Source organism: uncultured Tenacibaculum sp. (genome assembly GCF_947499065.1).
Lineage (GTDB): Bacteria > Bacteroidota > Bacteroidia > Flavobacteriales > Flavobacteriaceae > Polaribacter.
On record NZ_CANMMT010000004.1, the window covers coordinates 1 to 18484 of the forward strand.

The 18484-nt window shown below is 27.1% G+C and carries 21 protein-coding genes and 1 rRNA gene; 10 read left to right on the forward strand and 12 right to left on the reverse strand.

Going from position 1 to position 18484, the window contains the following annotated elements; all coding sequences use genetic code 11:
• Positions 1 to 106 (forward strand): 5S ribosomal RNA (rrf, locus tag Q0958_RS09675); the annotation flags it as partial.
• 140 nt (positions 107 to 246) lie between these two features.
• Here the strand turns inward: rrf and Q0958_RS09680 are convergent.
• Complete coding sequence (locus Q0958_RS09680; protein WP_299122410.1) at positions 247 to 1815, reverse strand: hypothetical protein; 1569 nt, start codon at positions 1813 to 1815, stop codon at positions 247 to 249.
• A gap of 134 nt (positions 1816 to 1949) precedes the next feature.
• Between Q0958_RS09680 and Q0958_RS09685 the strand changes: the two genes are divergently transcribed.
• The 9 genes from Q0958_RS09685 (at position 1950) to Q0958_RS09725 (ending at position 10156) form a co-directional block, all read left to right on the forward strand.
• Positions 1950 to 3125 carry a 2-isopropylmalate synthase gene (locus Q0958_RS09685; protein WP_299122412.1) on the forward strand — a complete coding sequence of 392 codons (1176 nt, stop codon included), beginning with the start codon at positions 1950 to 1952 and terminating at the stop codon, positions 3123 to 3125.
• Positions 3125 to 4507: a 3-isopropylmalate dehydratase large subunit gene (leuC, locus tag Q0958_RS09690; RefSeq protein ID WP_299122414.1), complete on the forward strand. Its 1383-nt coding sequence runs from the start codon at positions 3125 to 3127 to the stop codon at positions 4505 to 4507. Before Q0958_RS09685 ends, leuC begins: the two co-directional genes overlap by 1 nt.
• A gap of 1 nt (position 4508) precedes the next feature.
• Positions 4509 to 5087 carry a 3-isopropylmalate dehydratase small subunit gene (gene leuD / locus Q0958_RS09695; protein WP_299122416.1) on the forward strand — a complete coding sequence of 193 codons (579 nt, stop codon included), beginning with the start codon at positions 4509 to 4511 and terminating at the stop codon, positions 5085 to 5087.
• Positions 5088 to 5092: 5 nt separating this feature from the next.
• On the forward strand, positions 5093 to 6208 hold the full coding sequence (gene leuB / locus Q0958_RS09700; RefSeq protein ID WP_299122418.1) for a 3-isopropylmalate dehydrogenase: 1116 nt from the start codon (positions 5093 to 5095) through the stop codon (positions 6206 to 6208).
• 176 nt (positions 6209 to 6384) lie between these two features.
• Positions 6385 to 7128, forward strand: a complete 744-nt coding sequence (locus tag Q0958_RS09705) for a hypothetical protein (protein ID WP_299122421.1) — start codon at positions 6385 to 6387, stop codon at positions 7126 to 7128.
• Between the two features lie 69 nt (positions 7129 to 7197).
• Entirely contained in the window at positions 7198 to 8244 is a 1047-nt protein-coding gene (locus Q0958_RS09710) for a histidine kinase (protein WP_299122424.1), read from the forward strand.
• Position 8245: 1 nt separating this feature from the next.
• A complete protein-coding gene (locus Q0958_RS09715; protein WP_299122426.1) occupies positions 8246 to 9028 on the forward strand; it encodes a LytTR family DNA-binding domain-containing protein in 783 nt (260 codons plus the stop codon).
• 11 nt (positions 9029 to 9039) lie between these two features.
• Positions 9040 to 9675: an ElyC/SanA/YdcF family protein gene (locus tag Q0958_RS09720; protein WP_299122428.1), complete on the forward strand. Its 636-nt coding sequence runs from the start codon at positions 9040 to 9042 to the stop codon at positions 9673 to 9675.
• A gap of 91 nt (positions 9676 to 9766) precedes the next feature.
• Complete coding sequence (locus Q0958_RS09725) at positions 9767 to 10156, forward strand: DUF4345 family protein (protein ID WP_299122430.1); 390 nt, start codon at positions 9767 to 9769, stop codon at positions 10154 to 10156.
• Between the two features lie 83 nt (positions 10157 to 10239).
• On the opposite strand, the gene Q0958_RS09730 is transcribed toward Q0958_RS09725, so the two are convergent.
• The 11 genes from Q0958_RS09730 to Q0958_RS09780 all read right to left on the reverse strand — a co-directional run bounded on the left by Q0958_RS09730 (position 10240) and on the right by Q0958_RS09780 (position 18468).
• A complete protein-coding gene (locus Q0958_RS09730) occupies positions 10240 to 11910 on the reverse strand; it encodes an alpha/beta hydrolase-fold protein (protein WP_299122432.1) in 1671 nt (556 codons plus the stop codon).
• 72 nt (positions 11911 to 11982) lie between these two features.
• Positions 11983 to 12789: an AraC family transcriptional regulator gene (locus Q0958_RS09735; RefSeq protein WP_299122434.1), complete on the reverse strand. Its 807-nt coding sequence runs from the start codon at positions 12787 to 12789 to the stop codon at positions 11983 to 11985.
• A 38-nt stretch (positions 12790 to 12827) separates the two neighbouring features.
• Positions 12828 to 13400, reverse strand: a complete 573-nt coding sequence (locus tag Q0958_RS09740) for a sugar O-acetyltransferase (RefSeq protein WP_299122436.1) — start codon at positions 13398 to 13400, stop codon at positions 12828 to 12830.
• Positions 13401 to 13451: 51 nt separating this feature from the next.
• On the reverse strand, positions 13452 to 13895 hold the full coding sequence (locus Q0958_RS09745; protein WP_299122438.1) for a DinB family protein: 444 nt from the start codon (positions 13893 to 13895) through the stop codon (positions 13452 to 13454).
• Between the two features lie 292 nt (positions 13896 to 14187).
• Positions 14188 to 14694, reverse strand: a complete 507-nt coding sequence (locus tag Q0958_RS09750; RefSeq protein ID WP_299122441.1) for an SMI1/KNR4 family protein — start codon at positions 14692 to 14694, stop codon at positions 14188 to 14190.
• 22 nt (positions 14695 to 14716) lie between these two features.
• Positions 14717 to 15193 carry a hypothetical protein gene (locus tag Q0958_RS09755; RefSeq protein ID WP_299122446.1) on the reverse strand — a complete coding sequence of 159 codons (477 nt, stop codon included), beginning with the start codon at positions 15191 to 15193 and terminating at the stop codon, positions 14717 to 14719.
• Between the two features lie 46 nt (positions 15194 to 15239).
• Entirely contained in the window at positions 15240 to 15710 is a 471-nt protein-coding gene (locus tag Q0958_RS09760) for a hypothetical protein (protein ID WP_299122449.1), read from the reverse strand.
• 45 nt (positions 15711 to 15755) lie between these two features.
• Positions 15756 to 17162, reverse strand: coding sequence for a hypothetical protein (locus Q0958_RS09765; RefSeq protein ID WP_299122452.1), 1407 nt, complete (start codon positions 17160 to 17162; stop codon positions 15756 to 15758).
• A gap of 23 nt (positions 17163 to 17185) precedes the next feature.
• The gene (locus tag Q0958_RS09770; RefSeq protein WP_299122455.1) at positions 17186 to 17350 is read right to left on the reverse strand and encodes a hypothetical protein; all 165 of its coding nucleotides are present in this window, start codon (positions 17348 to 17350) and stop codon (positions 17186 to 17188) included.
• Positions 17351 to 17869: an alpha-ketoglutarate-dependent dioxygenase AlkB gene (locus Q0958_RS09775; RefSeq protein ID WP_299122458.1), complete on the reverse strand. Its 519-nt coding sequence runs from the start codon at positions 17867 to 17869 to the stop codon at positions 17351 to 17353. It lies immediately after the preceding gene.
• A 101-nt stretch (positions 17870 to 17970) separates the two neighbouring features.
• On the reverse strand, positions 17971 to 18468 hold the full coding sequence (locus Q0958_RS09780) for a hypothetical protein (RefSeq protein WP_299122461.1): 498 nt from the start codon (positions 18466 to 18468) through the stop codon (positions 17971 to 17973).
• Between the last annotated feature and the right edge of the window lie 16 nt (positions 18469 to 18484).

Consider the following 18484-nt stretch of genomic DNA (forward strand, 5'->3'; position numbering starts at 1 on the left):
GGTGATTATTGCAATGGGGCTCACCTCTTACCATTCCGAACAGAGAAGTTAAGCCCATTAGCGCCGATGGTACTGCCAATGGTGGGAGAGTAGGTCGTTGCCTTTCTTTTTAACCTCAATCTTATACAATAAGATTGAGGTTTTTTTTTGCCCTAAATCTAAATAAAAATATTCTTGAAGAAAGTATTAGACTATCTCTATAGGAAAATAAATTGTTTTATATGAGTTTTAGACTTGTTCTATAAATTAACAAGGCTTTTTCTTTCGATGATTATATTTTTCTCTTATAATCGTTGAAATAGGCTTGTTTTCAATTTTACTTTCTAGCCATGATAGAATATCTAGATATAGAAAGGCTCTTTTTTCAAAAGGATGATTTTCATAAACTTTTAATCGGCTATGAATTTTCTTAAATTCATTTTTTATTTGATGTGGAAAAACATCTCCAAGTGATTTTATAGAAACAATAAATTCTTTTTGTACTTCTTGTAAATTTTCCATTTTAAGAAGGAACTTGTATGTGTCTTTAAATTGTCTTTCTAAATGATAGTCTAACCCGCATTCGTAATGTGCAATTAGATTTAAAATTCTAGCAAAACATTGTAAATCTTCACCAACATATAGCTTTTTTGAATTTATAATTTTGGATAGGTATTCAATAGATTTTTTATTTTCACCCATTCCAAAGTATAAGCAAGCTATCTTATAATATAATGTGATAATATGATGTTTGTCTATTCGATTACTATATTCATGAATCTTAGTATTAATTTCTTCAACTAAATACTCACCTTCACTAAATGTACCTTCTAAGAAATGCTTATGTAATTTGTTTGCATAGAAATATTGAAAAATTAAAATCTCAGTATTTCCATTCATTGGAATTTTATTTTCTTTTATACTATTTTCAAATAATGTAAGTTCTTTATTAAATTCTTTTTCATGTTGAATAAAGAATAATGATTCTAATAAATAGTTGACTCCTTTTAAATAGAAAACAGGATTTAATTTTACCATTTTTGGATACTCTCGATATAAGTTTACCCAATTTGAAGAATACTTATAACCATTCAGAAAATTTTGAGTTAAAAGAGATCTCCATAGGTGTGCTTTGTATAGCCATAAACGTTCTCTAAATCCTAATTTATTGTAATCAAAATTTGGTAAGCGAGCGTAAAAATAAGAGTTAATCTTATTCAGCTCTTCATCATTACGGGCATAGCCAGTTTTTAAAAGAATACCATACAATTGAAGTGATAAGTTAGAGAGTTTACTTGTAATTACATTTTGTAAACTTAATTCCTTAGCCTGAATTGTTAATTCATCAGCTCTGGTACTAATACTTCGCGTTATATACTGACTTTCTATTACTTTTTCTAGTTCAACAATTTCATAAGCAATATTTTTTTCTTCATTATCTATTGCTAATACTTTTGCTTTATCAAGCAATTTAAGACTTTGCTTATATAGACCTTTTTGATATAGTACTGTGGCAAAATCTAATTGTTCACGTATTTGAACTCGAACATTTTTATGTTTCGGATTCATTCGTAGGCTAGTTAGTATTTGCTTATACAAATGAGCTTTTAAATTAGAAAGTTGTTGTTTGCTTACAATTCCACTATTAATAATTGCTTTTTCATCATACTTTTTTTGTTTCTCTAAAAACTTAAAAAGAGTAAAAAATTTAGCTTCAGTATTACCTTCTAATCGACCAATATATAAGTGAAACTGACGTTTTTCTGATTTCGTTAAAGATTGAATCAGTACAAATAAAGAATCATTTTGTTGGTTAACTCTTGTAAAATAATTCATTTTAAAATATTGTTAATCAGCTTGTTATTGTTTTTGTTTTGTTTTTTGATGTCGTAAAGAGTATTTAAAAAAATAGCACTTCTGAAAAGCCAATATATACATTTGATTGATATAATGACAATATATTTAAGAGAATGAATAACGATAAAGTCCAAATTTTCGATACCACTTTAAGAGATGGAGAGCAGGTCCCCGGTTGTAAACTGGACACAAAACAAAAGCTAGTTATTGCTGAGAGATTAGATTTTTTAGGAGTTGATATTATTGAAGCAGGTTTTCCAGTTTCTAGTCCAGGAGATTTTACTTCTGTAAATGAAATTGCAAAACTTGTAAAGAATGCTACAGTTTGTGGTTTGACTAGAGCAGTAAAAAAAGATATTGAAGTTGCTGCAGAAGCTTTAAAAATAGCTAAAAGACCAAGAATTCATACAGGAATTGGAACGAGTGATTCTCATATTAAATATAAGTTTAATTCTTCTCAAGATGAAGTTATAAGAAGAGGGTTTGAAGCTGTTTCATATGCGAAGAATTTTGTTGATGATGTAGAATTCTATGCAGAAGATGCTGGTAGAACTGATAATGCTTTTTTAGCGAAAGTTTGTGAAGAGATGATTAAAGCTGGAGCTACAGTTTTAAATATTCCAGATACTACTGGTTATTGTTTACCTGAAGAGTATGGAGCTAAAATAAAATACTTAAAAGAGAATGTAAAAGGAATTGAAAATGTAATCATTTCATGCCATTGTCATAATGATTTAGGTTTAGCTACAGCAAATTCAATCGCTGGAGCAATTAATGGTGCTCGTCAAATAGAGTGTACTATTAATGGGATTGGAGAGCGAGCAGGAAATACAGCTTTAGAAGAGGTTGTTATGATTTTAAAACAACACCCTTATTTGAATTTACAAACAGATATCAATACACAGTTATTATATGATACTAGCTTAATGGTTAGAGAAAGTATGGGAATGCCTGTACAGCCAAATAAGGCTATAGTTGGAGCAAATGCTTTTGCACATAGTTCTGGGATTCATCAAGATGGAGTTATTAAAAATCGTGAGACATATGAAATCATAAATCCAGCTGATGTAGGTGTTACTGAAAGCGCTATTGTATTAACAGCAAGAAGTGGTAGAGCTGCTTTAGCATATAGAGCAAAAAAAATAGGGTATGAGTTAACCAAAATTCAACTTGATTCAGCCTATAGAACTTTTTTAAGTTTTGCAGATAAGCAAAAAGAAGTAATAGATGATGATATTCATATGATAATGAAACAAGTTAATAAGGTTTCTAAAATAGCGATAGCCTAATGGGAAAAACATTATTTGACAAAGTATGGGATGCTCATGTAGTAGATACTATAAAGAATGGACCTCAAGTTTTATATATTGATAAACATTTAATCCATGAGGTTACAAGTCCACAAGCATTTAATGAGTTAAAGGAACGTAATATTCCAATTGCGCGTCCAGATAAGATTATTGCAACAGCTGATCATAATACTCCTACAGTAAATCAACATTTACCTGTTAGAGATGAACTTTCTAGAAATCAATTAGAGCAATTAACTAATAATTGTAAAGAGAATAATATAGAATTATATGGTTTAGGTCATAAATACAATGGAATTGTTCATGTAATGGCTCCAGAATTAGGAATTACTCAACCAGGCATGACAATGGTTTGTGGAGATAGTCATACATCAACCCATGGAGCTTTTGGTACAATTGCTTTTGGAATAGGAACAAGTCAAGTTGCACAAGTATTTGCAAGTCAATGTTTGTTATTGCAAAAGCCTAAAAGTTTACGAGTAACGGTCAACGGAACCTTAAAAAAAGGTGTGTTGCCTAAAGATGTTATACTTTATATAATAGCTCAGCTAGGGACAAATTCAGGAACAGGGTATTTCTGTGAATATGCAGGAAATGTTTTTGAAGAAATGTCTATGGAAGGTCGTATGACTGTTTGTAATATGAGTATTGAAATGGGAGCTAGAGGAGGAATGATTGCTCCTGATGAAACTACTTTTGAATATGTAAAAGGTAGAAAATTTGCTCCTAAAGGTGAGTTATTTGAAGAGAAAGTAGCTCATTGGAAAACTTTAAAAACAGATATAAATGCTAAGTTTGATAAAGAGTACTCTTTTAACGCTGAAGATATAGAACCAATGGTTACTTATGGTACAAATCCTGGAATGGGAATAAAAATTACTGAAACTATTCCTGAAGAAAATGATGCTTCTTTTGAAAAATCGTTGACTTATATGAATTTTAAAAAGGGTGAAAGCTTAGTTAATAAGAAAATTAATTATGTTTTTATTGGTAGTTGTACAAATTCAAGGATTGAAGATTTTAGAGTTGCAGCTTCTTACGTTAAAGGAAAACAAAAGGCAAAAAATGTAAATGCATGGTTAGTGCCAGGATCACAATTGGTAGCAAAACAAATTCAAGAGGAGGGGTTGCAAACTATTTTTGAAAAAGCTGGTTTTGAATTGCGTGAACCTGGGTGTTCTGCTTGTTTGGCAATGAATGATGATAAAATACCTGAAGGAGAATATTGTGTTTCTACATCCAATAGAAATTTTGAAGGTAGACAAGGACAAGGGGCAAGAACTATTTTGGCAAGTCCACTAATAGCAGCAGCGACTGCAGTAGAAGGAAGAATTATTGATATAACTAAAAATCTTAATTAAAATGGAAAAGTTTGTGAAATTAATAGATACAGCAATTCCTTTACCTACTGAAAACATTGATACTGATCAGATAATTCCAGCTCGTTTTTTAAAGGCAACGGATAAAAAAGGATTTGGAGATAATGTATTTAGAGATTGGCGTTTTCACAAAGATGGCAGTATAAATAAAGATTTTGTTTTAAATAATGATACATACCAAGGAAGCATATTAATTGCTGGCGATAATTTTGGATGTGGTTCTAGTAGAGAACATGCAGCTTGGGCATTATCAGGTTATGGGTTTAAGGTTGTAATTAGTAGTTTTTTTGCTGATATTTTTAAGGGTAATGCTTTAAACAATGGAATATTACCCATCCAAGTATCTGAAGAATATCTAAAGAAGTTATTGAAAAAAGTAAAAGAAATTCCAGAAACAGCTTTGATAGTTGATTTAGAGAATCAAGTATTAAAAACTCCTATTGGTAATTGTGAATTTGAAATCAATCAATATAAAAAAATATGCATGCTTAATGGATACGATGATATTGATTTCTTAATAAGTAAAAAAGATAAAATAAAAGCTTTTGAAGCAACATTATAAAAAATATGAAATATAATATAGCTGTTATTCCAGGAGATGGAATAGGACCCGAAGTTACTGAACAAGCAAAAAAAGCAATGAATGCGATTGCTCATGTTTACGACCATACTTTTATTTATAAAGAAGCATTAATGGGAGCTTGTGCTATAGATGCAACGGGAAACCCATTACCTAATGAAACTCTTTCAATTTGTAAACAGTCTGATGCAATATTATTTGGAGCAATAGGACATCCTAAATATGATAATGATCCAAGTGCTAAAGTTAGACCAGAACAAGGTTTATTGAAGTTACGTAAAGAGTTAGGGTTATTTTGCAACGTTAGACCAGTAAAAGCTTACAATCAACTGATTGAAAATTCACCACTAAAAGAAGACATTATAAAAAATACTGATATTTCTATTTATAGAGAATTAACAGGAGGTATTTATTTTGGAATAAAAGAGTTAAGTGATGATGGAAAAATAGCATTTGATGGGTGTTCTTATTCAGTAGAAGAAATTGAACGTATTGCACATTTAGCTTTTAAAGAAGCACAAAATAGACGTAAAAAATTAACCTTAGTAGATAAAGCAAATGTTTTAGAAACATCACGTTTGTGGAGAAAAACGGTTACTGCATTATCAAGTCAATATCCAGAAGTTACTTTAGACTTTTTATTCGTAGATAATGCAGCAATGCAAATGATTTTAAATCCTAAACAGTTTGATGTAATTCTGACAGAAAATTTGTTTGGAGATATTATTAGTGATGAAGCAAGTGTTATTGGAGGGTCTATAGGATTATTAGCCTCAGCTTCAGTTGGTGAAGAGAATGCTTTATTTGAACCTATTCATGGTTCTTTTCCACAAGCTACAGGAAAAGATATAGCTAATCCGTTGGCTTCAATTTTATCAGCAGCAATGTTATTGAAACATTTAGGCTTACATACAGAAGCCATTGCTGTAGAACGAGCAGTGGAAAAATCGTTAGAACTAGGAATTACGACAGAAGATATTAGTTCTGAAACTAGTTTTGGAACAAGTAAAGTTGGTGATTTTATAGCCGATTATATCTATAATCAAGAGGATAGTAATTTAAATTTCCAGAATATACATATGGGTCAAAGCACCATTATATAATTAATTGATTATTACATGCAACTAGTGAGGTATTTATAGAAATATAAGTACCTCATTTTTTTATCGTAAATATTCCTTAGTTCATATGAATAATTCCTTGGTTTCCTAAAAAGTGATTTTAAGATCAAGGTACCTAGGATACTTTTGAAGTATAAATCATAAAAAACATTTTAAAGATGAATACTAAAAGAGAACTAATTTTTTTAAGAGCGTTTGCATTTTGTTTAACAAGTGCAATTGTATTGTTAACTACTCAGAGTTTTAAAACTAAGAAGGTTACTAAGTTTGATACCATAGATGTGAAACGTATTAATGTTGTAGAAAATGATGGAACAGTAAAAATGTTAATTACGAATGCTGAAAATTTCCCTTCTGAAGGAGATGAAATTAATGGACAAGTTTACCATAAAAGAGTAAAGAGACCAGGATTGTTGTTTTATACTGAAGATGGTAAAGAGTGTGGTGGATTAATTTATGATGGTAAAAAAAGAGGAAAAGGACATAGTTCGGGACTTTCTTTAACATTTGATCAATACGATGGAGATCAAGTAATGCAATTGATAACTCTAGATAATAGTGATGGGGATAAAAGATATAAATCTGGACGTTTAGTTTTTAATGATAGACCAGATAACGAGACACAAGAAATGTCAAGAAAATTACTAAAAGAGTTAAGTGCTATAGAGGATAAAGTAAAGAGAAAAGAAAAAATTAAAGAGTATAGAAAGAAAGGATTTTTAGGAGGTGCTCCTAGAGTAATTTTAGGACAGACTCCAGGAAAACAAAATGGATTGTTTTTAAATGATGATCAAGGAAGAATGAGAGCTAAGTTTATAATTGATGAAAATAATGCTATTAAATTGGTAGCTTATGATGAAAAAGGAAATGTAGTTAGTACTTGGCCTGAAAACAAGAAATAATTTTTAAAATTTGTGATGAAGTTTACTAAAAAGCTTCATCACAAATTGAATATATTTGTTACCATAAATATGAAAAAAGTTGTTACATTTTTAAAAGAAAATTTACATTTTTTATTTTTTCTTTTTGCTTTCAGTTGGTTACTTATTTTAAAAAATGAATTACTAATATCTCGGTCTTTTGAAGATTTTAGATTTCATATAGATGCACCTTTTTGGTTTTTTTTAAATGGAATTTTTATTTTTCTACTGGTTACATTTATAAAGAAGAAAGTGGACAATAATTCACAATTAAAAATATCTATAGAAAAAAAATATGTACTTTTTTTTGGAATAGGCTTGTTTTGTTATGTGTTGTATAGTAATATATTAGGTTTATTAGTAGCTTTTATTTTCAATACTTTTTCAAGAAACTTTGGAAGTCTTTATCAAATAGTTTATAAAAATTTTGGTTCGATAATAGATTTTCTAATTTTTGGAGGTTTTTCATTGGCATACCTTTATTTTAAAGAGAATAGAAAATACGAAGAGCAGGTAAAAGACTATGAAATTAGTAAAGTTAAAAATGAAGTTACCCAATTAAGAACTCAATTAAATCCTCATTTTTTATTTAATAATTTAAATGTATTGGATCATTTAATAGAAGAAGATACAGAGAAAGCAAGTTCGTTTTTAAATCGTTTTTCAGAATTGTATCGTTATAATTTATTTAGTGCAAATAAAGAATTAGTTTCTATACAAGATGAGCTAACTTTTTCTGAAGGCTATTTTGAATTAATGAAGGTTAAGTATTATTCTTATTATAATTTAATAATTGAAGAAGAGTTGAAATTGTTGAAAGCTATTTTACCTCCATTTTGTATTCAAGTTTTAGTTGAAAATGCGATAACCCATAATAGAGGTACTGTAGAAAATCCAATCAATATAAAAATAGAACAAGTAAAAGAGGGAATTAAAGTATCTAATAATAAAATGGCCTTTAAGAATAAGAAAAAAGGAAATGGCATAGCGTTAAAGAATATTACAAAGCAATTTCATTATTTTGTTAAAAAGCCAATTTTGATAAAAGAAAATGAGACTTCTTTTGAAGTAACACTTCCATTGATTAATTTAAAATAGTATGATGAAAATAGTATTGGTTGAAGATGAATTTCCAGCCAGAAAGAAAATAAAAAAGTATTTAGAAAAAATCTCTGAGCCTTATACTATTGTAAGAGAGTTAGAAGTAATTGAAGAGGTTTTATCATATTTTCAATCAGAACCTGAAGTTGATTTAATTTTTTCAGATATTGAGTTGTTAGATGGAAATGTTTTTAATGCTTATAAAGATTTAAATATAAAAGCACCGATTATATTTAGTACAGCTTACAATCAATTTTGGATGAATGCTTTTGAAACTACAGGAATAGCGTACTTATTAAAACCTTATTCATTTGAACGCTTTGAAGCTGCTATACAAAAGTACTTAACTTTAAAAAGTACATTGGTTGTAGAATCTAGTGAGCAACATGTACTAGAAAAACTAGAGAGTTATTTTAGCAAACAAAAAGAAGAGACAATAACATATCAAGATTTTATACCAGTTAAAACTTCCAGTTATACATATTTTCTAAAAATTGAAGAAATAATGTACTTCCAAGCAGACTATGGTGTTATTGTTGCTTATGATAATTTAGAAAAAAAACATATTTTGAATCAAACTTCATTAAAGTCAGTAGAAGATCTTATAGATCCAATTATTTTTTTTAAAATTAATAGAAGTGAATTTGTAAATAGAAATTTTATTGAAAAAATAAGTAGATACACTAAAAATAGTGTTGCGGTACATCTGAGAAATAGTAAAACTATATTAAAAACAAGTCAAAATAGTACCGCAGCTTTTAATAATTGGTTGGGACTATAAAAGGTAAAAGCATGAAAAAGAAAAAATATATCATAACACTGTTTGTTGTACTATTTCCATTATTGATAATTATAATTTCAAATTATTCAATAGAAAATTATGCCAAAGGAAAAACTTTTTCTAATGCTTCAGAAATTAAGAAAAACAAAGTAGGCCTTGTTTTAGGTACAGCAAAAATGTTAAGCAATGGAATGGTTAATCTATATTTTAAATATAGAATAGAAGCCACTGTTGAATTATTTAAAAAAGGAAAAATAGATTTTGTACTTATAAGTGGCGACAATGGAAATAAAAGTTATGATGAGCCTACCGATTTTAAAAATGAATTAATGAAGTACGGAATACCAGAAGATAAAATATTCTTAGACTATGCTGGTTTTAGAACTTTAGATTCTGTGGTTAGATGTAAAGAAATTTTTGGACAAGATAAGGTTACCATAATATCACAAAAGTTCCATAATGAAAGAGCAATTTATTTAGCACATAATCATAATATAGAAGCGGTTGGATTTAATGCTAAAGATGTTTCAGGACGTTATGGATTGAAAGTTAAATTAAGAGAATACTTAGCAAGGACAAAAGTTTTTATTGATATTTTATTTAGAGTTAAACCTAAGTTTTTAGGGAATAAAATAGAAATAAAATAATTTTTTCTAAAATTATAAAATACCCCTGACACACCGCTGTCATTAGTCCGTTTTAAGTTTGCAGTGTACTAAAAAACTAAAGACAATTAAAATGGAAATTTTCAAAATTATTACGTTAGCATTATCAGGAAGCTTATTATTATTTGTGGGTTTGATGAGATTAAGTAATCCTATAAAAACATATTTAAAGAATTCAGGAATTAAATTAGAAAAAGATGCTAGTTTATTGAATGAAATGCGAGGAGTAAGTGGAGTTATGTTATTAGGAGGTATTATTATTTTACTTGGAACAATGGTGTCTGAATTAACTTTTACTTCATTTGTAGTAGCGATATTAATTTTTTTAGGTTTTGGAATAGGAAGAGCATTAAGTATTAGATTTGATGGGAAACCAAATAAATTGATAATTCAAGGATTAATTTCAGAATTTATTTTAGCTAGTCTTAACCTTATCTGTTTGATAAGTTTGATAGCTTTATAAAATATATTATGAATATGTTGAATGAAAAAGAGTCTGACTTATTAAAGTCAGACTCTTTTGTATATGTTTTATCATATAGCTTCTTATATTTTTAAGTTAATGGAGTTAATCCAAATTTGATTTCTATCATTAGTATTCTTAAAATTTTGTAACATAAATTTTTTATCAAATTTTAATTTATCATTGAATAGAAGTTTTCCGTTAACATAAACTTTTATTTTCTTTTTAAGATTAACCATTTCAGGAGAAATATTTACAGAGAAACTAGCGATACGTGAAGTTTTAATTTTAAATGTGTTTTTGTCGTATTCAGCTATTATTTTTCCTGATTTTCTAGGAAATTTAAAAGCTTTAATATCTACTTTTTTACTAATTAAACTATCATTTTTATTATAACCTAACCATTTATCAATTTTAAAGTTTAATTGCTTATTCCAAGTTGCTTTCTTTGATAAAGTATCTAGTTTAATATTAGATAACCAATCTATGTTTCCATAGTTGTTATCATCAAATTCCCAGTTAATTTTTTTAGGATAAGGATTTCGAATTCTATTATTTATATCAGCAAAAAGAATTTTATAGGCAGGTTCAGATTCATTAAATTTAGGAAACCAATGTGGGAAACCATTGTATCGATAGTCTTTATAATCGGCATGTAAAGATTTCATCATTTTATTTAAACTATCATTAGCATTTGGAGGGTAATAATAGTCTTGATCAGTTGAAAAATTAACGAAAGATCTATTTAAAATATTTTCGATAAAAGTTCCACCTGTATAAACTTGCGGGTGTGTATTAAAACCATAAAATCCTGTAAAACCAGTTGGCTGTTTCATTAGATAGGAAAATGAACCAGTGGCACCATTTGAATGACCAGAAACAAATACTTTATTATCATTTATATTTATGGATGTTTTTATTTGTTTCAATATTTCAGGAACCATTGAAAAACCATCGTCAGAAGTCATCCAATTGTATTTTTTACTTGCTTTAGGAAAAACTAAAATCACATCGTTTTTATTGGCATACTTTGTATAGTATCTGTTCCATCCTCCTAAGTTAGTTTTAGGGATTTGATATTCAGAAAGTGAAGTATGTCTTACAGCTCCATGTAGAAAAAATAAAACAGGATATTTTTTATTAGGGTTGTAATTTTTTGGTAAGTGAATAGTGAATGATGTCTTTGTTGAATCGTTAATTTTAAAAGACAAAGAATAGTCTCTATGTTTTTTTCTTAAATAAGGATTATAATTTTTAATACTCTTGTATAATGATTTAACATTTTGATGAGTATTTAATTCGGTGTTTTTTGTTTTGTAAAATTCATTTTCACGTTTAAGTAGCTTGTTAAATAAAGCTTTCTTACTTATTTCTGCTTGTTTTTTTAAAACCTTCCATCTATTATCATTGAAAAGGTTTTGATAATCTACTTTAGCAAATTTACCAATAACTAGTTCCCAGCCAGGATAACCAGAATTGTCCTTTTCTAATTTGGCTAAAGGAGTTAAATATTTAAAAGCTTTATCCTTTTTATTTAAACTAGCAGCCAATATGGAAGCCCAATATTGATCATCTTGAGAAATGCTGTCGGGATATTTTTTAAAAGCATTTTCGTATAATTTAAAAGCTTTGTCAAAATCAGCAGATTTACTATCTCTCTCTTTTATAGCTTTTGCTATAATACTTTTGTAGCTTTCTTGTGCATTAACACAAAAAGTTATTGTAATAAATAAAAATGATATAAAAAATCTCATGGTAATAATTTTATGAGGCAAAATTATACACAAAGAATAAGGCAAACTTGTAAAAATGGAATGTTGCTTAAATTATAAGTGCCAAAAAGTATCTTCATTCCCTAGTAATGTTCCTTTAGAGAAAAAAGATTTCGGAGAATTTCCAGTTAAAGCTTTGTATATTTTAATGAAATGAGATTGGTCATTATAATTAAATTGATGTGCTACTTTGGTGAAGTTATCTTCAGGAGTTTCAAAAAGCTTTTGATGTATAGTTTTCCTAAAAAGTACAATTTTATGGTATGATTTGATTGAAAGGCCAAAGTGAGATTTGAAAACTTTATTCAGGTGTTGCCTACTAATATTAACAGTTTTAGAAAGTTCTTCCACTTTGAAATCATCATAATTATTAAAAATGTATTCTAAAGTTTTTTCAAGCAAAGGGTGTTCAAACTTCTCAAATTTTTCTTCTAAAAAATTATCTAATAGTTGAGTTATTTGTATGGTGTCTGTTGTTGAAAATATTTCTTCTAATTCATTTTGATTAAAAAAATCAAAATCAGAAATAAATTTATCAAAGGATAAGTCTTTATAAAATTGATGAATACCTAATGGGTGAAAAACAATAACAACACGATATACTTTACCTTTTTGTTTTACAGATAAAATTTTTTCTCTTATTGGAGTGAAAATCTGAAGTGAGTTTTTGTTTGCCTTAAATAGTATTTCATTAACCTCTAATTGTATATTGGGCTTATATAGAGAAATGGTGTTATTATAATGTGGAAAGCATTGAAAATTACATGTGCTATTGTTAGGTTTTATATCTAAATAATAATAATCAACATATTTTTTAATAGTTGAGTTTTGAGGTTTAAATGTTTCGAAAATAGTACTCATTTAAATTAGTTGAGAGTTTGCAAAAAAGTATAGTTAATTTAGAGTTCTTTTACTATTCTACAAGGATTTCCAAGAGCTAAAACATTATCAGGAATATTTTTAGTAACTACGCTACCAGCACCAATAGTAACATTATTCCCAATGGTAACACCAGGTAAAATTACAGAATTACCTCCAATCCAAACATTATCACCTATAGTAACTGACTTAGAAAAAGTTATATAACGAGAATTATGTTCATTTTCCAATATTCTATCAGATGCTTTTATAGGATGACTAGCTGTGTATATTTGGACATATGGAGCAATTAACCCATTTTTTCCAATGGTAATTTTATTGTTATCTAAAAATATACAATTGGTATTAATAAATGTATTTTTTCCTATTGAAATATTTTCTCCATAATCACAAAAAAAAGGTGTCTCAATCCAAACATCCGTTCCTTTAAATTCAAAAAGTTCTGATAAGATTTGTGTTCGTTCCTGAGTTAATTCAGAATCTAAATTATTATACTTTTTTAATAATTTTCTAGCTTTATGATATGTTTTAATTAACTCAGGATTTCTTGAGTTGTAGTGTTCACCATTAAGCATTTTCTCTTTTTCAGTCATTATTTATCTACTTAGAAATATGATAGGGATATATAAGCTGTAAAATATAAATTATTTAATAATTTGATTTAAATGATGTTCTAAATGATCAACATAATCAGTCATTAAAAAGCGTAAGTCAGAAATATTATCAATACTCAGTTCAATTTTATAATTAAGAGATTCTTCCGTTTGAAGTTTCATTATGTTAAGAATTCTATTATTGATAGCAATCCAAAAACTAAGAAGTTCTTTAGTTTGAGCATTTTGATAATCGTTAGCAATTACTAATTCATTCTGATTGTACTTTCGAATTCTATAGGGCTTGTTTTCAAATTGAATTTCTGTAAATCGCTGAAGATTATTAACTCCAGAATCTATTAAATGTCCTAAGATTTCTTTCTTAGACCATTTTTCAGGAGCTAGTTTCTTACTAATTTCTTCTTCTGAAGTCTTAGAAAAATAATCTAATCCTTTTTGTAATAAGTCTTCTAGTTTGTTTGTTGTTTTAACCATGTTTTTTTTTATTCCAGCGGACTCCACTCCAAATAGTTCCTAAAGAAACCATAAGTACACCAATATTTTCAGTATCAAAATTACCATCAGTAAAGAGTTTGTGTATGTATTGTAATAATTACGATTAAAACTGTTACTATAACGGCAAAATAATACCCTTTTTTAGTTTAAAAAAATGTTTTTTCTCTAACAACTTGTCCTTTTTTATATTTCAATAATTTAGAATTTATGTATTACATAAGTTTACAAATTTATTAGAATTACAAAAATCATCATTTTGAAATTAGCCTAATTAGTCAAAAGCATCTCCAATTTTCTTAAAATTATTATTTATCCAATACCAGCTTTCACCTTTTCCTTGGTTCTGGTAAAAATTATAAAGTAACTCCGTAAAATTATTCGCTATTATTTCAGACATTCCTTCTTCACCATGAGTATCCATGAAGCTATCATAACATTTACCAAATTTTTTATCGGTTAAGTCTATACTTATGTATTGAGCTAGTTCTTCATTTTTAGCAATAAGAAACCATTCATTAGTTATATCATCTTCAAGTTCTTCCCAAATAACATCATCTTTTGGATAAAGATATTTGTTAGTTGAAATGAAATCTTCTTTTCCAATAATTTTAATTCCAAAAGTTTCGTTTTCAAATAAACTAATACCATTTGTTAGTGTAAAAAATACTTTTAAATCTTCAGGGATTTTCCTATTGATAGTCAAATCATTATTAGGTTTATAAACTGTACAATTAGAATCCTTTGAAATGAGTTCTATTAGTTTTTTAATGTCTTTCATTAAGTAATATGTAAGAAATTTATTAAAGTGAAATCTGTTTTTTTCTTTTAAAAAGGACTATGTTAATTATTCCACCAACGATAAAACCAATAAATAAATATAATTCAAGATTAAATACATTGAGATTGATAGTAGTCTTTAGATTATCAATTTTATTTAAAGTATTATATAATTCAAATTTAGCATTCAATTGAAAAATTCTGAAGAGCCACAAGGAATATCCAGAAAGAATGAAAATGCTAATAGCTTTAATTCCATTATATAAAAAATTAATATTCGTTGTTTTTTGTAATGCTAAATAAAGTAAAGGTAATGCTCCTATAGATAAAGAAAATAATATAGCAGATTTAATTTGGTTATCATGATCTGTTATTATTACTTGTAAATAATCTAAACTTAGTTTAGATAGACTAATTTCTATAAAATATGGATATATTAAAGAAGAACTTATAAGTAATAGAAAAATTATTATAATGTATAGGTAAAATTCTTTTTTCATGCTTTTTTAGTTTCTAATGTATTTTTCTTTTTGTGTAGTATTTTAATTACCAACTTAAACAAAATTTATTGTCTCCATTCTTTTTCTCAATATTCATAGAACCTCTCTCAGCTCCATAAGTCCATAAAGCATAAAATTTTAGATTCAACCCCTTAGAACTTTCGTTGATTTTTAAATCATTAATAGATGAAATTCTACAGTTTTCATAACCTTTTGTACTTCTAACGTCTGTATCTAAAACCCACTTAATCGTATTATTTTTTTTATACATTAGAATTGGAGATAAAGTATCATTTCTATTGTCTAAAATTAATACTCCATTTTCTAATTTAAATATCTCGGTTTTCTCTGATAATTCAATTTTATTAATTTTTACAGCTTCAAAAGGTCCATCATCCATTCCACACCCTACATTAAATTGATACCAAACATTGATGGCAATAAATAAATAGCCAATTAAGAAAATTCCAGATATAATAGCAATTATAATACTTATGTTTAGTATTATTTTTTTCATAGAGTTTTGTTGCTTGGATTAATAGCTTTATTCATGGTTTTAACTTTAGTCTTCATCAGCAAAAACTAAAAGTTTTTTCTCTTTAATGTATTTGTATTGTTCAGGTGTTAAATAAATTAATGTAAAACCTTCTCCATTTAGTTTATAAAATTGCCCATTTAATTTATTTTCAACAATGATTTTATCCATAAAATCAAAAAAACGTTCATCAATCCAATCTCTATTAATTTTAAATTCTGTTTTATAACTTTTTCCGTTAAAGTTAAAAGACAAAGAAACTTTTTCTTTTTGCAAGCGAAAGTTATCTTTAATATTAGTTGGATTAAATTCTTGGTGTGAGATTTTTGAATATTCAGAAACAATTTCTTCGTAAGGATTTTCTAAATTATATAATTCATAATCAAATGATACTATAATGTCAGGAAATGAGAATAAGACTTCATTAAGATTTCTAATCATTTTTTCTTTAACATCTTTAATACTCTTATTTATTTGATTATTATTTAAATGATTGAATAAGCCTAATTCTTGATACTCTTGAATAGCCGTGTTAATCTTTTTAGTAGTTAGAGAGTTATTGAAATTCTCATAACTTAATTCCCAATAACTGTTTAGATATCGAAACATTTCAAGTTGTTCCTTTTTTAAAGCAACAATCCCAAAATATTGATGTGTGTTTCGTTGTTTATAGTTATAATTTGAATTGATTAAATGTAATTGATAAGGTGATTGAGTATCTTTTAATACCTTATTGAAAATTTTATAATATTCTTGATTATCTATTTTTCCAAAATAATTATTTCCTTCAATACCATGTGGTGAAATAAAACTCTTCATTTTGTATGTTTTTTCATTAGATTTTATGGAAACAATTAAATAGTGAGGAGTATAACCGTTATAAGAATCTGAAGAATCTATTTTAATTTCATATTTGAAGTCAGTAAAGTTTAATTCAGGTAATATTTCTGATGTTAATTTATGAATTTGCTCTAAATAATTTTTAGGTGAATTAGAATATTTAGATAAATCGAAAAACCTTGCTTTTTCACAATAATCAATAAATTGAAAAGGAGATTCCAATTTGTTGTTTTTAATATCAGATTTTAAGAGCTCGTTTTCTTTTTTACTAATAATCTTATTTTCAAAAAGTTTTTTTCTATAATTATCAAGTTTTTCAACACTCATCCATTCTTCAAAATATACTTGATTAATTAAATCTAGCAAAAAATGAAATAAATGAATGTATTCGTTATTTACTATTCTATCCGATTGGTATTCGAATTGTTTTTGGTTAATAAGCTCGAGTTTTTTTAGCTTTTTAAGATATTCAAGTAATATAGTGTTTATTCGATTTTGTTCATTTTTTTTTAATTTTTCCTTTTCAAAATCTAGAAAGGTGTCTAAGCCAGAATATTCATAACCTGTTTCTTTCTTATATTCTATTTGAAACAATGAATAAATGATTGTTCTTTTGGTTAGTTGCCATATCTAGATAGAAATTTAATCATTTCTTCTTTTTGTTCAGTATCAATAAGCTTTACAGCAATTAATTCTTCAATTTTAGGCTTCATATTTTGTCCATTTGCAACGTTTATAATTAGAAAGGATATGAGTATTAGATTATTAATAAGTTTCATCATTTAGTCTCCTTTTATCTTTCTAAATGTTAAACTCATTCTTCCATTTTCAGTATCTGATTTTGGAATTGAGTGTTGCCATTCATTTTGTAATTCATTTGTCATGTAAATGAACGAACCAGAAGGAAGTTTATAGTCTTTTATTAAGTCACGATTCTTAATATTCCTAAATCTCAATGTTCTGGTTTCTCCTATTGAAATTATTCCTACACCAGTATTCTCAAATAAAATATCTGTTTGGTCAGAGTGAAATCCCATTTTAGATTTACCATCTAAATAATAATTAATCAAACAGTTATTTGGTTTAAAATTGAGAGTATTGTTAATCTTTTCAATTATGTGATTTAATTCAGGAATAAACTCTTGAAAAGGATAGCTAATTTGAGAATAATTATATGTTTTTCCATAGCTAGCTGTTTTTCGAGCAGACATTCTTTTGTCCCATTCAACATTCTTTTTTAAATACTCGAAAAGTTCAGCTGGATTCTCAATATAATTTTCTATAAATGTTATTCCGTTCATTTTTCCATTATTTTTTAATAAAGTTTCTAATTATAGAATAAAATCATTACTCAAATTATATATAACGTTTTGGTTATGAAAAGTATCAAATCTCTTATTAATTATAGTTTTTGTTGTAGAACGTTAGTCACAATTTTTTCTTTCATTTTTTGGTTAAATTTTTCAAAAATTCTAGAGATTACTTTATTATCTTTAATAATATTTCCATAACAAAATACTAGAACTTCAATCTTTTTTCCTTTAATAATTTCTGAAGAGAAATAAGTACCTCCATGTGCCCAAACTCCTTTTAAAAGAAGTTGAATTCCATCATTGTATAATTCATTAGCCAATTGATCAATGTGTTTCTCCATTGTTAGAAACTCATTGTCATTAAGTTTTAATTCGGTATATGCTACCCCGAAAGCTAATAAACTATTTATCTTATTAATCTTTATTTTATATTTTGTTTCTAAATCAGAAACATAATTCTTAGTATTTAAACTTGAAGGAGTATAATTGTATAAATGATTAATTTTATTTGTATTGTTCTCTTGGGTTTGAGCAATGATATTAGAATAAAAAAATAAATTCAATAGTATAATCGTTATCTTTTTCATGTGTTTTATAAGAGTC

Bases quoted from the DNA above. Each gene is read 5' to 3' on its own strand.
- leuC (WP_299122414.1), top strand. From the start codon at position 3,125: ATGGGAAAAACATTATTTGACAAAGTATGGGATGCTCATGTAGTAGAT.
- Q0958_RS09745 (WP_299122438.1), bottom strand. From the start codon at position 13,895: ATGGTTAAAACAACAAACAAACTAGAAGACTTATTACAAAAAGGATTA.
- Q0958_RS09760 (WP_299122449.1), bottom strand. From the start codon at position 15,710: ATGAAAAAAATAATACTAAACATAAGTATTATAATTGCTATTATATCT.
- Q0958_RS09740 (WP_299122436.1), bottom strand. From the start codon at position 13,400: ATGACTGAAAAAGAGAAAATGCTTAATGGTGAACACTACAACTCAAGA.
- Q0958_RS09685 (WP_299122412.1), top strand. From the start codon at position 1,950: ATGAATAACGATAAAGTCCAAATTTTCGATACCACTTTAAGAGATGGA.
- Q0958_RS09725 (WP_299122430.1), top strand. From the start codon at position 9,767: ATGGAAATTTTCAAAATTATTACGTTAGCATTATCAGGAAGCTTATTA.
- leuB (WP_299122418.1), top strand. From the start codon at position 5,093: ATGAAATATAATATAGCTGTTATTCCAGGAGATGGAATAGGACCCGAA.
- Q0958_RS09715 (WP_299122426.1), top strand. From the start codon at position 8,246: ATGATGAAAATAGTATTGGTTGAAGATGAATTTCCAGCCAGAAAGAAA.
- Q0958_RS09735 (WP_299122434.1), bottom strand. From the start codon at position 12,789: ATGAGTACTATTTTCGAAACATTTAAACCTCAAAACTCAACTATTAAA.
- Q0958_RS09705 (WP_299122421.1), top strand. From the start codon at position 6,385: ATGAATACTAAAAGAGAACTAATTTTTTTAAGAGCGTTTGCATTTTGT.
- Q0958_RS09730 (WP_299122432.1), bottom strand. From the start codon at position 11,910: ATGAGATTTTTTATATCATTTTTATTTATTACAATAACTTTTTGTGTT.
- leuD (WP_299122416.1), top strand. From the start codon at position 4,509: ATGGAAAAGTTTGTGAAATTAATAGATACAGCAATTCCTTTACCTACT.
- Q0958_RS09775 (WP_299122458.1), bottom strand. From the start codon at position 17,869: ATGAACGGAATAACATTTATAGAAAATTATATTGAGAATCCAGCTGAA.
- Q0958_RS09755 (WP_299122446.1), bottom strand. From the start codon at position 15,193: ATGAAAAAAGAATTTTACCTATACATTATAATAATTTTTCTATTACTT.
- Q0958_RS09710 (WP_299122424.1), top strand. From the start codon at position 7,198: ATGAAAAAAGTTGTTACATTTTTAAAAGAAAATTTACATTTTTTATTT.
- Q0958_RS09720 (WP_299122428.1), top strand. From the start codon at position 9,040: ATGAAAAAGAAAAAATATATCATAACACTGTTTGTTGTACTATTTCCA.
- Q0958_RS09780 (WP_299122461.1), bottom strand. From the start codon at position 18,468: ATGAAAAAGATAACGATTATACTATTGAATTTATTTTTTTATTCTAAT.
- Q0958_RS09750 (WP_299122441.1), bottom strand. From the start codon at position 14,694: ATGAAAGACATTAAAAAACTAATAGAACTCATTTCAAAGGATTCTAAT.
- Q0958_RS09770 (WP_299122455.1), bottom strand. From the start codon at position 17,350: ATGATGAAACTTATTAATAATCTAATACTCATATCCTTTCTAATTATA.
- Q0958_RS09680 (WP_299122410.1), bottom strand. From the start codon at position 1,815: ATGAATTATTTTACAAGAGTTAACCAACAAAATGATTCTTTATTTGTA.